The organism is Limnoraphis robusta CS-951 (assembly GCF_000972705.2).
Genome location: NZ_LATL02000354.1, coordinates 1 through 12,552, shown reverse-complemented (window position 1 = coordinate 12,552; position 12,552 = coordinate 1). Strand labels below are relative to the sequence as shown.

General features: G+C 39.7%; 13 protein-coding genes and 1 pseudogene. 6 read left to right on the top strand and 8 right to left on the bottom strand.

The features are described from left to right. Positions 1 to 426: 426 nt before the first annotated feature. Positions 427 to 1,386, bottom strand: coding sequence for an ABC transporter permease (locus WN50_RS29870; RefSeq protein ID WP_046282423.1), 960 nt, complete (start codon positions 1,384 to 1,386; stop codon positions 427 to 429). 217 nt (positions 1,387 to 1,603) lie between these two features. Between WN50_RS29870 and WN50_RS29865 the strand changes: the two genes are divergently transcribed. Further along, the gene (locus tag WN50_RS29865; RefSeq protein ID WP_046282422.1) at positions 1,604 to 2,008 is read left to right on the top strand and encodes a DUF4346 domain-containing protein; all 405 of its coding nucleotides are present in this window, start codon (positions 1,604 to 1,606) and stop codon (positions 2,006 to 2,008) included. Positions 2,009 to 2,089: 81 nt separating this feature from the next. Here WN50_RS29865 and psb30 (WN50_RS29860) read toward each other — a convergent pair whose 3' ends face one another. Continuing rightward, on the bottom strand, positions 2,090 to 2,221 hold the full coding sequence (gene psb30, locus WN50_RS29860) for a photosystem II reaction center protein Ycf12/Psb30 (protein ID WP_046282421.1): 132 nt from the start codon (positions 2,219 to 2,221) through the stop codon (positions 2,090 to 2,092). A 207-nt stretch (positions 2,222 to 2,428) separates the two neighbouring features. Between psb30 (WN50_RS29860) and WN50_RS29855 the strand changes: the two genes are divergently transcribed. The 3 genes from WN50_RS29855 (at position 2,429) to queG (ending at position 4,792) form a co-directional block, all read left to right on the top strand. Continuing rightward, positions 2,429 to 3,007, top strand: coding sequence for a Uma2 family endonuclease (locus WN50_RS29855; protein ID WP_046282424.1), 579 nt, complete (start codon positions 2,429 to 2,431; stop codon positions 3,005 to 3,007). Between the two features lie 24 nt (positions 3,008 to 3,031). Further along, positions 3,032 to 3,652 carry a Uma2 family endonuclease gene (locus tag WN50_RS29850; protein ID WP_046282420.1) on the top strand — a complete coding sequence of 207 codons (621 nt, stop codon included), beginning with the start codon at positions 3,032 to 3,034 and terminating at the stop codon, positions 3,650 to 3,652. Between the two features lie 219 nt (positions 3,653 to 3,871). Beyond that, on the top strand, positions 3,872 to 4,792 hold the full coding sequence (gene queG / locus WN50_RS29845) for a tRNA epoxyqueuosine(34) reductase QueG (protein ID WP_046282051.1): 921 nt from the start codon (positions 3,872 to 3,874) through the stop codon (positions 4,790 to 4,792). A gap of 305 nt (positions 4,793 to 5,097) precedes the next feature. Here queG and WN50_RS36740 read toward each other — a convergent pair. The 5 genes and pseudogenes from WN50_RS36740 to WN50_RS29820 all read right to left on the bottom strand — a co-directional run bounded on the left by WN50_RS36740 (position 5,098) and on the right by WN50_RS29820 (position 10,124). Continuing rightward, positions 5,098 to 5,394 (bottom strand): annotated as a pseudogene (locus WN50_RS36740) (type II toxin-antitoxin system RelE/ParE family toxin). Beyond that, complete coding sequence (locus tag WN50_RS29835; protein WP_046281705.1) at positions 5,382 to 5,573, bottom strand: hypothetical protein; 192 nt, start codon at positions 5,571 to 5,573, stop codon at positions 5,382 to 5,384. The pseudogene WN50_RS36740 and the gene WN50_RS29835 overlap by 13 nt, the downstream one beginning before the upstream one ends. 85 nt (positions 5,574 to 5,658) lie before the next feature. Next, the gene (ileS, locus tag WN50_RS29830; RefSeq protein ID WP_046281706.1) at positions 5,659 to 8,547 is read right to left on the bottom strand and encodes an isoleucine--tRNA ligase; all 2,889 of its coding nucleotides are present in this window, start codon (positions 8,545 to 8,547) and stop codon (positions 5,659 to 5,661) included. A gap of 353 nt (positions 8,548 to 8,900) precedes the next feature. Then, positions 8,901 to 9,521, bottom strand: coding sequence for a Uma2 family endonuclease (locus WN50_RS29825; protein ID WP_046282420.1), 621 nt, complete (start codon positions 9,519 to 9,521; stop codon positions 8,901 to 8,903). 24 nt (positions 9,522 to 9,545) lie between these two features. Further along, positions 9,546 to 10,124 (bottom strand): Uma2 family endonuclease, encoded by a 579-nt coding sequence (locus tag WN50_RS29820; protein WP_046282424.1) that lies wholly within the window; start codon positions 10,122 to 10,124, stop codon positions 9,546 to 9,548. A 207-nt stretch (positions 10,125 to 10,331) separates the two neighbouring features. On the opposite strand from WN50_RS29820, the gene psb30 (WN50_RS29815) reads away from it, so the two are divergent. Beyond that, complete coding sequence (gene psb30 / locus WN50_RS29815; RefSeq protein ID WP_046282421.1) at positions 10,332 to 10,463, top strand: photosystem II reaction center protein Ycf12/Psb30; 132 nt, start codon at positions 10,332 to 10,334, stop codon at positions 10,461 to 10,463. Positions 10,464 to 10,544: 81 nt separating this feature from the next. On the opposite strand, the gene WN50_RS29810 is transcribed toward psb30 (WN50_RS29815), so the two are convergent. Then, complete coding sequence (locus WN50_RS29810) at positions 10,545 to 10,949, bottom strand: DUF4346 domain-containing protein (protein WP_046282422.1); 405 nt, start codon at positions 10,947 to 10,949, stop codon at positions 10,545 to 10,547. Positions 10,950 to 11,166: 217 nt separating this feature from the next. Here WN50_RS29810 and WN50_RS29805 point away from each other — a divergent pair, with 217 nt between their 5' ends. Next, the gene (locus WN50_RS29805) at positions 11,167 to 12,126 is read left to right on the top strand and encodes an ABC transporter permease (RefSeq protein ID WP_046282423.1); all 960 of its coding nucleotides are present in this window, start codon (positions 11,167 to 11,169) and stop codon (positions 12,124 to 12,126) included. Positions 12,127 to 12,552 lie beyond the last annotated feature (426 nt).

Below are 12,552 nucleotides of genomic sequence, written 5' to 3'. Positions count from 1 at the left end.
GCGGGTTCTAATAAATATATGCTTTCTCAGCAACAATTTACATAAACCCGCCCCCCTCTTCCTGTTTCCCCAACATTAATATGCGGGTTCTAATCAAATCTATGCTTTCTCAGCAACAATTTACATAAACCCGCCCCCCTCTTCCTGTTTCCCCAACATTAATATGCGGGTTCTAATAAATATATGCTTTCTCAGCAACAATTTACATAAACCCGCCCCCCTCTTCCTGTTTCCCCGACATTAATATGCTGGTTCAATAAAAATATATGCTTTCTCAGCAATAAGCTACATAAACCCGCCCCGTCTAGCGGTTTCCCCGACATTAATATGCGGGTTCAACAAAAATATATTTCCCAGTGTTTAGGGGCGGGTTTTGTCAGATAGTTTCTCAGATGAATCAATCTATGTGAACCCGCCCCTACCAAACTATTTATATTGAATGCGGGGATCTAAAATTCCATATAACAAATCAGCGATTAAATTAAAAATAACCACTAAAATTGCATAAATAAACGTAATCGCCATGACAACAGGCGTATCACTGCGATAAATAGATTCAACGAGTAATGCTCCAATTCCTGGGATTCTAAAGATTTGTTCGGTGATTAAAGCACCCGTAAATAAACTGGGAATATCTAACGCAATTAACGTGACAACTGGGATTAAAGCATTGCGTAAAACATGACCTTGAATCACGTTAAAATTGGGTAATCCTTTTGCATAAGCCGTGCGAACATAATCTTGATTTAACTGTTCTAACATCGAAGATCGAATAAACCGCATCAACACCGCAGATTGATATAAAGCCAATACAGAAATCGGCATAATAGACTGTTTGATTTGTTCTATTAATGTTTGCCAATTTGTCACTTCTAAGGTACTATTATAAATAAAGGGAAACCAGTTTAACTGAACGCTGAAAATGATAATAAAGAGTAACCCGGTAAAAAAAGGCGGTAAAGAAAATCCGAGAAAGGCGAATGTTGTAGCAACTTGATCAAAAATAGAATAGCGTTTAATTGCTGAAATAATCCCCAGTGGAAAGGCAATTAACATCGCAAAAAAATAGGCTGAACCCGCTACCCATAACGTTGTCGGTAAACGTTGTAAAATCAGTTCACTCACAGGACTACGACTGGTAAAGGAATAACCCATGTCGCCCTGAAGAAAAGCCCAAGCCCATTTTAAATAGCGAATTGGAATTGGTTGATCTAAACCCAAAGATCGACGAATATTTTCTCTCACTTCGGCGGTAATTGAAGGATTGGTGGCAAATTCTCCCATCGGATCTCCCGGTGCGATCGCTAAAATTCCAAAGACTACAATACTAATTGCTATTAAAGTCGGAATTGCACTCAGAAGACGATTAATTATATATCGCGTCATAAACTCTTAATCGACTGGATTTAAATAGACAATTGCTGAAAACTGAGTTATTATAGAAGATGTTGAATCAGTCTAGCATTAAAACTCGATTCCAGCTATAGCAGTATAAAATGAGTGGTGAACTTCCAGCACTACAGGGTTTCTGAGGTTGCTAACTTTCACACCTGATTTTCAATTGCTATAAAATTAAAGGCTAATATTTGTTTATTTTGCAACTGTGTCTATTCAATCTAGTTCAAAAATTCTGACGGCTGAAGACATCAAAGCCATTGATGATCAGCTTTCCCAACGGTTTATTCATCTCGATCCGGCAGGTTACTTTATTATTTATGTTGATCGAGAAGCGGGTTTAATTTGCGCGGAACACTATACCAATAATATTAACGATCAAGGACTCGCCGTTGACCCGGAAACAGGCGAACCTTTCCCCTGTACGGGTAGTTTGAAGCGTCAACCGAGCGCAGTTTTTCAGGGAAGAACCGCGAAAGAATTGGGGGTGAAAATTACAGAAGAAATCAATCCTTGTCCGTTAAGCTGTTTGGATCACGCGCTTTACTTAGGACGAGAATTTATGAAAGCAGAAATTGCACTCTTAAGCGGACAAGAGTACATTCAAGACTAAGCAAATTACTAACAAAATCGCCAAACTGGGGGATCGGTGAAAAGAAACACAAGCTGTTCCCCTCGCCCCCAGAATAAACGTTTACAGGTCGCCACCGCGAAAAGCCAGCAAAAAGATGACCACAGGGCCAGCAATTACAATCAGCGCTAACATCGTAAGCTGGGCAATGAGTTCAAAGTTGATGTTGCTGACAAAGTTAGTGATAAAGTCCATTGTTCCTCCCGAAGAATGCCAGTATTTGTCTGAAAGATTGAGTTATGCTAAGAACCAACTGTTAATCATACAGGCGATCGCACAGTTTTTTAATAATTGTTACAAAACTCAATATTTGCGGGTTTGGGCTTCTCGAAGAAGCAGAGGGGAGTCAACCCTAGCTGATTTAAAATGTAAGCAATGGCTAAACGTAGCGATATTCTAACGATGACTGCTTATACAATTGATTTTAGTTCTGTTTGTCAAATGAGTGACGAACAATTTTATCAACTTTGTCGGAAAAACCCGGAGATAAAATTTGAACGCAATGCAACCGGAGAATTGATGATTATGTCGCCGACGGGGGGAGAAACTGGAAATCGTAATATTGAAATTGCAGGAGATTTTGTCTTTTGGAATCGTCAAAATAAATTAGGTAAACTCTTTGATTCTTCCACTTGTTTTAAACTGCCCAATGGTGCTAATCGTTCTCCTGATATTGCTTGGATTAAACAATCAAGATGGGATGAACTCACACCAGAAGAAAAAGAGAAATTTCCCCCAATTGCACCGGATTTCGTCTTAGAGTTAATGTCTCCTTCTGATAGTTTAACCGCAACCCAAGCCAAAATGCAAGAATATATGGAAAATCAAGTTAAATTAGCTTGGTTAATTGACCGCAAAAATCTCTATGTTGAAATTTATCGTTTAGAAAAATCAGTAGAAGCCTTCAATTCTGCTACAACGTTATTTGGAGAAGACGTGTTACCAGGCTTTATTCTTGACCTAAAAATTGTCTGGAGTTAATCGTTAATCAAGGAGAGATATTCTATGATTGCTCATTCTCAATCTCAATTTATGACAGCCAAAGAGTATTTAGAATGGGAAGAAAAACAACCGATAAAATATGAATATATCAACGGTCAAGTATTCGCGATGACAGGGGGAAGTTTACCCCATAATTCTATTGCTTTAAATTTAGCTTCTGCACTCAAAAGCCATCTACGAGGAAAAGGCTGTAAAGTGTTTATGGCTGATGCAAAAGTTGGGGTTTCTAGTAACGGCCCCTTTCATTATCCTGATATCATGGTAACGTGTGACAGTCGAGATCAAACTGCCCGTCAAGTCATTTATTATCCTTGTTTAATTGTCGAAGTGTTATCTCCGAGTACAGAAGGTTTTGATAGAGGAAAAAAATTTAGACATTATCGCCAAATTGAAACGTTGAAAGAATATGTACTGGTTGACACTGAAAAAATGAATATTGAGTGTTATCGTCTGAATGAACAAAATAAATGGGAATTAACCTCTTACTTCCCAGAAGAATTAGCAATTAATCAAACCGAACTCGAAATTCATCTAACCAGTGTTAATTTTAACAGTCCAATTTCTTTAATCTATGAAGATGTCGTTTTTCCTGATGAAAATTTAGAAGATTTGGTGTTGAGTTGAGGTTCAAAACTGATTTCAAAATCCATCAAAAAATCATGATTTATTTTTCTTAGCGGTAACGGTGGTGAAGTCAATCAACTTGACAAGCTTGTATAGCAGAAATCAGGAGACAGGAGACAGGAGACAGAATTGAAACCTTTATCATAAAAGGATTTGACAGAAAAACAGTGTCCTAATCAACTCTTTCTCTGCTATATATAATCCCTACATCCGACGGTCATGTATCCCCCAGTCCAAGCGCATCAAGTCAAGCAGCAAGCCATCACCCTCGGATTTCACAAAGTTGGGATAGCGACTGTTGTTGAACCCAAAGCCGAAGTTGAACGGTTACAGGCTTGGCTGAATCAAGGCTATCAAGCAGAGATGGCTTGGATGGCAAACCCCAGGCGTCAGGATATTCGTCAAGTCATGCCAGAGGTACAGTCTGTTATCTGTGTGGCGTTGAACTATTACACCCCTGACGAACGTCGGGAAGGGGCTGAATATGGCAAGATTTCCCGTTATGGTTGGGGGCGAGACTATCATAAGGTGATGCACCAGAAGTTGAAAGCGTTTTCCAACTGGTTACAAGCCCAAGGAGAAGGCATTCAAGCGCGATATTACGCCGATACTGGCCCGATATCTGATAAAGTTTGGGCGCAACGGGCGGGTATCGGTTGGATTGCGAAAAATAGTAATGTAATTACACGAGAATATGGGTCTTGGGTGTTTTTGGGGGAAGTCTTAACGAATTTAGAATTAACCCCAGATTCTCCCCATACCGAACATTGTGGCACTTGTACGCGCTGTATTGAAGCTTGTCCGACGAATGCGATAACAGAACCGTTTGTGGTGGATGCGAATCGCTGTATTGCTTATCATACAATTGAAAATCGCGCCGAACAGTTACCGGAGAATATTGATTTAAACGGTTGGGTTGCGGGGTGTGATATTTGTCAGGATGTATGTCCTTGGAATCAACGCTTTGCTAAAGAAACTGATGTTGAGGCGTTTCAACCTTATCCGGGAAATATTGACCCAAAATTAAGTGAGTTGGCAGAACTTTCAGAAGAAGAATGGAACGAACAATTTACCGCTTCAGCGTTGCGACGAATTAAACCCCAAATGTGGCGACGTAATGCCAAAAAAAATTTACTGTAGGGGCGGGTTCGAGTTGATGTATGTTTTCCCTGCAAATCAGTTAAATAAACCCGCCCCAGAGCCTTCGGACTTCTTCTCAGGGGGGCGGGTTTATCTCAATCTCTCAGTAGTAGTAAAGATATTGTAGACCCCGCCCCTACAGAATAATTATTGATTAGTCGGACAGATATGACATCAACCCGCCCTCTTTTCGCTTTAAAGTTCAGGGTCGTTTTAAAACTTGAATTTGGGTGTTTTTGAGGTAAGGATTACCTGTAATTCCCGCAAAATATTTTCCGTCTGGACTGACAAATGTGCGCGGGTGTTTAAAATTCACCTTCAATATTCAGGAGCCTTGAAGCATGAAAAACTGTTAGAATGGTGACTTCATCTCCAGTGACTAGATATACAATTCGGTAGCTACCAAAAATGATTTCTCGAATTTCCTCTTGAGAAATTTACGGTACAATTCGTCCAGAAAGAGGAAAACGCTCTAAACGTTCGACTGCTGCAAATATTTGATCTATAAATACTTGAGCAAAACTTGGTGCATCTATAGCAATAAAGTCACCAATTGCTTCCAAATCAGCTAATGCTTGACCTGTCCAATTTATTGTTGCCATGTTTTAACACGTTTTTTGGCTTCGTCGTGAGAAATCACATCACCCGCTTCAACTTGTTTAAGTCCTTGTTCTACTTTATACAAAAAGTAGAGACGTTCCATAACGTCTGAAAACGTAACATCTGCTGGCATTTCTTCAATGGCTTTCAGAATTTTTTGTTTAACTGTTGAATTGACCATGATTACCTTTTGCTGAACTTTAGTTAATCGGAATTAGGTAAAAGTAGAGTACGTCAAACGATATTAACGCACTCTACTGTTGGGTTTAGAATTCCCCTGCTAAAGCGGCGACGCAGCGTTCACAAATAGTTGGATCTTCAGTAGACTCACCCACATGAACGGAATAATTCCAACAACGATCGCATTTTTCGCCATCAGCTTTCACAACTCCAATACCCAAGTCTTCGGACTCATCGCTGTATTCAAGTCCTTTTAACTTGTTGGGGGTTTCTAACAGTTCAACCTGAGAACAAATAAACAGATAACGCAATTGATCAACGCCGTTATGCTGTTTTAACTCTGTAGTTGATGGGTTTATTTGTTCTAACTGTTTGCGGAAGTTCTCATCAGAAACATACAGTAAAACTTTCGCTTCTAGAGATGAACCAATCATCTTTTCTTTTCGCGCTTTTTCCATGACTTGGTTAACTTCTGCGCGAATTTCCCGCAATTTTTGCCAGAATTTAGCGAGTTCCGGTTGTTTCCAATTTTCCTCTAATTTCACCCAACCTGACTCGAATACCGATGAATAAGGAGTCGCATAGGGTAAATTTTGCCAAATATCTTCCGCCATGTGACAGAGGACAGGTGCGATCGCTTTGGCGAGGTTTTCTAAAGCAACCGCTAACACCGTTTGACAACTGCGACGTCGGAAGGCATTATCTGCACTAATATACAGCCGATCTTTGGCAATATCAAGGTAAAAATTCGACAGATCCACAACACAGAAATTCTGCACCGTTTGGAAGAACCGGAAGAATTGAAACTGATCAAAGGCATCTTTGATTTCTGTAAAAACCTCCGTTATCCGATGCAGCATATATCGGTCTAAATCGGGTAATTCCTCATAACTAACCGCATCTTTTTCGGGGTCAAAATCATGCAAGTTTCCAATTAAAAATCGGGCTGTATTTCTAATTTTGCGGTAGATATCCGCCATTTGTTTGAGGATATTTCCCCCCAACGGGACATCAGTTGAATAATCAACAGACGACACCCACAACCGCAAAATATCAGCCCCATAGGGTGGTTCTTTGTCTTTGTTTTTACCCCCTTCAATCACAATCGCTGGGTCAACGACGTTCCCTAATGATTTACTCATTTTATGTCCCTTTTCATCAAGAACAAATCCATGAGTTAATACGATTTTATAGGGCGCATGACCATAGTTAGCCACACTGGTTAATAAACTGGAATTAAACCAGCCTCGGTGTTGGTCTGAACCCTCTAAATACATATCGACAGGATAACCTAACCCCCGTTGTTTGGCGACTGCTGCCCAGGAAGAACCGGAGTCAAACCAAACATCCATTGTATCGGTTCCTTTGCGGTATTTTGCCGCATCTTGGCGATATTTTTCGGGTAATAATTCCTCAACAGACAGTTCCCACCACGCATCTGAACCTTTTTCAGCGATAATATTTTGAACGTGAGAAATCGTTTCTTCATTCATCAAATGTTCGCCTGTTTCTTCATCATAAAAAACAGGAATGGGTACACCCCAACTGCGTTGACGAGAGATACACCAATCTGAACGTTCCGCCACCATTGGCGTGATGCGATTTTCCCCTTGGGCGGGAATCCAACGCACATTTTGAATGGCTTTTACAGCTTCTTCGCGGAACCCTTCAACGGATGCAAACCACTGTTCAGTTGCCCTAAAAATCGTTGGTTTTTTGGTTCGCCAATCATAGGGATATTTGTGTTGATAGGGTTCTTCTTTAATGAGTGAACCTGCTTTTTCTAAGGCTTTAATAACCGCTTCGTTGGCATCTTTGAGAACATTTAATCCGGCAAATTCACCCGCTTCTGCGGTAAAGTTTCCATCTGCATCTACCGGACACAATACAGGTAAACCATAGCGTTGACCAACGATAAAGTCTTCCTGACCATGACCAGGGGCGGTGTGAACGAGTCCGGTACCGGATTCTGTGGTAACATAATCTCCCCCAATTAATATCGGACTTTCCCGGTCAAAGAGGGGATGTTTGTAAGTGGAATGTTCTAAATCTTTGCCTTTTACCGTTGCTTTTACGGTTAGGTTATTCCCGAAGGTTGCTGATAGACGTTCAACCAATTCTGTGGCAATTAATAAATATTTAAACGGAATGGGATTTTCCGCATTTTTTTGTGTTTCTACCACAGAATACATTAATTCAGGGTTCAACGAAACGCCTAAATTTCCGGGAATTGTCCAGGGTGTTGTTGTCCAAATCGCGACACCTAAATCGGGTAGAAAAGGCGTTAATTCTGATTTAACTGCTTCCGCCAAGCTAGTCATTGGAAAAGCCGCAAATAAACTGCGAGAAACATGACCCTCTGGATATTCTAATTCAGCTTCAGCTAGGGCTGTTTTTGAACTCGGACTCCAATGAACAGGCTTTAATCCTCTATAGATATAACCTTTGAGAACCATCTGGGCAAACACGCCAATTTGGGCGGCTTCGTATTCTGGTTTTAGGGTTAAATAAGGATTATCCCAATCTCCCCACACTCCATATCTTTTGAAAGATTCTCGTTGTTGGTCAACCGTTTCTAGGGCGAATTCTTTTGCTTTTTGACGCAAGGTTAACGGGGTGAGTTGTTCCCGTTCCGACTGTTTCATTTGTTGTAAAACTTTCAATTCAATCGGCAAACCGTGACAGTCCCAACCGGGAACATAACGCACTTTTCGCCCTTGCAAAATTTGGTAACGGTTAATAATATCTTTAAGAATTTTATTGAGGGCATGACCAATATGTAAGGCACCATTGGCATAGGGCGGCCCGTCATGTAAAATAAACGCATCGCCCGGATTATTTTCGGATAAACGTTCGTAAATTTGATGTTCTGCCCAAAATTTTTGTAATTCTGGTTCGCGTTTGACAGCATTTGCCCGCATATCAAACTTTGTCTGTGGCAGGTTCACCGTATCTTTGTAAGATTTGGCTGCCATTTCTTGTTCTTTTCCGTTTACATCGCTACGTTCAGCCATAATTTACCCTTATTTGCGGCTAGCTTGCAATACAACCTTTAGTTTACCGTAGAAGTCTACGGCACTGTCAGATTACGTCGTTGTCGATCAGATGTAATTTACATACTACAATTATAATATAGCAGAGAAAGAGTTGATTAGGACACTGTTTTTCTGTCAAATCCTTTTATGATAAAGGTTTCAATTCTGTCTCCAGTCTCGGTGTCTCCTGATTTCTGCTATACAAGCTTGTCAAGTTGATTGACTTCACCACCGTTACCGCTAAGAAAAATAAATCATGATTTTTTGATGGATTTTGAAATCAGTTTTGAACCTCAACTCAACACCAAATCTTCTAAATTTTCATCAGGAAAAACGACATCTTCATAGATTAAAGAAATTGGACTGTTAAAATTAACACTGGTTAGATGAATTTCGAGTTCGGTTTGATTAATTGCTAATTCTTCTGGGAAGTAAGAGGTTAATTCCCATTTATTTTGTTCATTCAGACGATAACACTCAATATTCATTTTTTCAGTGTCAACCAGTACATATTCTTTCAACGTTTCAATTTGGCGATAATGTCTAAATTTTTTTCCTCTATCAAAACCTTCTGTACTCGGAGATAACACTTCGACAATTAAACAAGGATAATAAATGACTTGACGGGCAGTTTGATCTCGACTGTCACACGTTACCATGATATCAGGATAATGAAAGGGGCCGTTACTAGAAACCCCAACTTTTGCATCAGCCATAAACACTTTACAGCCTTTTCCTCGTAGATGGCTTTTGAGTGCAGAAGCTAAATTTAAAGCAATAGAATTATGGGGTAAACTTCCCCCTGTCATCGCGAATACTTGACCGTTGATATATTCATATTTTATCGGTTGTTTTTCTTCCCATTCTAAATACTCTTTGGCTGTCATAAATTGAGATTGAGAATGAGCAATCATAGAATATCTCTCCTTGATTAACGATTAACTCCAGACAATTTTTAGGTCAAGAATAAAGCCTGGTAACACGTCTTCTCCAAATAACGTTGTAGCAGAATTGAAGGCTTCTACTGATTTTTCTAAACGATAAATTTCAACATAGAGATTTTTGCGGTCAATTAACCAAGCTAATTTAACTTGATTTTCCATATATTCTTGCATTTTGGCTTGGGTTGCGGTTAAACTATCAGAAGGAGACATTAACTCTAAGACGAAATCCGGTGCAATTGGGGGAAATTTCTCTTTTTCTTCTGGTGTGAGTTCATCCCATCTTGATTGTTTAATCCAAGCAATATCAGGAGAACGATTAGCACCATTGGGCAGTTTAAAACAAGTGGAAGAATCAAAGAGTTTACCTAATTTATTTTGACGATTCCAAAAGACAAAATCTCCTGCAATTTCAATATTACGATTTCCAGTTTCTCCCCCCGTCGGCGACATAATCATCAATTCTCCGGTTGCATTGCGTTCAAATTTTATCTCCGGGTTTTTCCGACAAAGTTGATAAAATTGTTCGTCACTCATTTGACAAACAGAACTAAAATCAATTGTATAAGCAGTCATCGTTAGAATATCGCTACGTTTAGCCATTGCTTACATTTTAAATCAGCTAGGGTTGACTCCCCTCTGCTTCTTCGAGAAGCCCAAACCCGCAAATATTGAGTTTTGTAACAATTATTAAAAAACTGTGCGATCGCCTGTATGATTAACAGTTGGTTCTTAGCATAACTCAATCTTTCAGACAAATACTGGCATTCTTCGGGAGGAACAATGGACTTTATCACTAACTTTGTCAGCAACATCAACTTTGAACTCATTGCCCAGCTTACGATGTTAGCGCTGATTGTAATTGCTGGCCCTGTGGTCATCTTTTTGCTGGCTTTTCGCGGTGGCGACCTGTAAACGTTTATTCTGGGGGCGAGGGGAACAGCTTGTGTTTCTTTTCACCGATCCCCCAGTTTGGCGATTTTGTTAGTAATTTGCTTAGTCTTGAATGTACTCTTGTCCGCTTAAGAGTGCAATTTCTGCTTTCATAAATTCTCGTCCTAAGTAAAGCGCGTGATCCAAACAGCTTAACGGACAAGGATTGATTTCTTCTGTAATTTTCACCCCCAATTCTTTCGCGGTTCTTCCCTGAAAAACTGCGCTCGGTTGACGCTTCAAACTACCCGTACAGGGGAAAGGTTCGCCTGTTTCCGGGTCAACGGCGAGTCCTTGATCGTTAATATTATTGGTATAGTGTTCCGCGCAAATTAAACCCGCTTCTCGATCAACATAAATAATAAAGTAACCTGCCGGATCGAGATGAATAAACCGTTGGGAAAGCTGATCATCAATGGCTTTGATGTCTTCAGCCGTCAGAATTTTTGAACTAGATTGAATAGACACAGTTGCAAAATAAACAAATATTAGCCTTTAATTTTATAGCAATTGAAAATCAGGTGTGAAAGTTAGCAACCTCAGAAACCCTGTAGTGCTGGAAGTTCACCACTCATTTTATACTGCTATAGCTGGAATCGAGTTTTAATGCTAGACTGATTCAACATCTTCTATAATAACTCAGTTTTCAGCAATTGTCTATTTAAATCCAGTCGATTAAGAGTTTATGACGCGATATATAATTAATCGTCTTCTGAGTGCAATTCCGACTTTAATAGCAATTAGTATTGTAGTCTTTGGAATTTTAGCGATCGCACCGGGAGATCCGATGGGAGAATTTGCCACCAATCCTTCAATTACCGCCGAAGTGAGAGAAAATATTCGTCGATCTTTGGGTTTAGATCAACCAATTCCAATTCGCTATTTAAAATGGGCTTGGGCTTTTCTTCAGGGCGACATGGGTTATTCCTTTACCAGTCGTAGTCCTGTGAGTGAACTGATTTTACAACGTTTACCGACAACGTTATGGGTAGCGGGTTCAGCCTATTTTTTTGCGATGTTAATTGCCTTTCCACTGGGGATTATTTCAGCAATTAAACGCTATTCTATTTTTGATCAAGTTGCTACAACATTCGCCTTTCTCGGATTTTCTTTACCGCCTTTTTTTACCGGGTTACTCTTTATTATCATTTTCAGCGTTCAGTTAAACTGGTTTCCCTTTATTTATAATAGTACCTTAGAAGTGACAAATTGGCAAACATTAATAGAACAAATCAAACAGTCTATTATGCCGATTTCTGTATTGGCTTTATATCAATCTGCGGTGTTGATGCGGTTTATTCGATCTTCGATGTTAGAACAGTTAAATCAAGATTATGTTCGCACGGCTTATGCAAAAGGATTACCCAATTTTAACGTGATTCAAGGTCATGTTTTACGCAATGCTTTAATCCCAGTTGTCACGTTAATTGCGTTAGATATTCCCAGTTTATTTACGGGTGCTTTAATCACCGAACAAATCTTTAGAATCCCAGGAATTGGAGCATTACTCGTTGAATCTATTTATCGCAGTGATACGCCTGTTGTCATGGCGATTACGTTTATTTATGCAATTTTAGTGGTTATTTTTAATTTAATCGCTGATTTGTTATATGGAATTTTAGATCCCCGCATTCAATATAAATAGTTTGGTAGGGGCGGGTTCACATAGATTGATTCATCTGAGAAACTATCTGACAAAACCCGCCCCTAAACACTGGGAAATATATTTTTGTTGAACCCGCATATTAATGTCGGGGAAACCGCTAGACGGGGCGGGTTTATGTAGCTTATTGCTGAGAAAGCATATATTTTTATTGAACCAGCATATTAATGTCGGGGAAACAGGAAGAGGGGGGCGGGTTTATGTAAATTGTTGCTGAGAAAGCATATATTTATTAGAACCCGCATATTAATGTTGGGGAAACAGGAAGAGGGGGGCGGGTTTATGTAAATTGTTGCTGAGAAAGCATAGATTTGATTAGAACCCGCATATTAATGTTGGGGAAACAGGAAGAGGGGGGCGGGTTTATGTAAATTGTTGCTGAGAAAGCATATATTTATTAGAACCCGC

Bases quoted from the DNA above. Each gene is read 5' to 3' on its own strand.
- WN50_RS29835 (WP_046281705.1), bottom strand. From the start codon at position 5,573: ATGGTCAATTCAACAGTTAAACAAAAAATTCTGAAAGCCATTGAAGAA.
- WN50_RS29820 (WP_046282424.1), bottom strand. From the start codon at position 10,124: ATGACTGCTTATACAATTGATTTTAGTTCTGTTTGTCAAATGAGTGAC.
- WN50_RS29850 (WP_046282420.1), top strand. From the start codon at position 3,032: ATGATTGCTCATTCTCAATCTCAATTTATGACAGCCAAAGAGTATTTA.
- WN50_RS29805 (WP_046282423.1), top strand. From the start codon at position 11,167: ATGACGCGATATATAATTAATCGTCTTCTGAGTGCAATTCCGACTTTA.
- WN50_RS29870 (WP_046282423.1), bottom strand. From the start codon at position 1,386: ATGACGCGATATATAATTAATCGTCTTCTGAGTGCAATTCCGACTTTA.
- psb30 (WP_046282421.1), top strand. From the start codon at position 10,332: ATGGACTTTATCACTAACTTTGTCAGCAACATCAACTTTGAACTCATT.
- ileS (WP_046281706.1), bottom strand. From the start codon at position 8,547: ATGGCAGCCAAATCTTACAAAGATACGGTGAACCTGCCACAGACAAAG.
- queG (WP_046282051.1), top strand. From the start codon at position 3,872: ATGTATCCCCCAGTCCAAGCGCATCAAGTCAAGCAGCAAGCCATCACC.
- WN50_RS29825 (WP_046282420.1), bottom strand. From the start codon at position 9,521: ATGATTGCTCATTCTCAATCTCAATTTATGACAGCCAAAGAGTATTTA.
- psb30 (WP_046282421.1), bottom strand. From the start codon at position 2,221: ATGGACTTTATCACTAACTTTGTCAGCAACATCAACTTTGAACTCATT.
- WN50_RS29855 (WP_046282424.1), top strand. From the start codon at position 2,429: ATGACTGCTTATACAATTGATTTTAGTTCTGTTTGTCAAATGAGTGAC.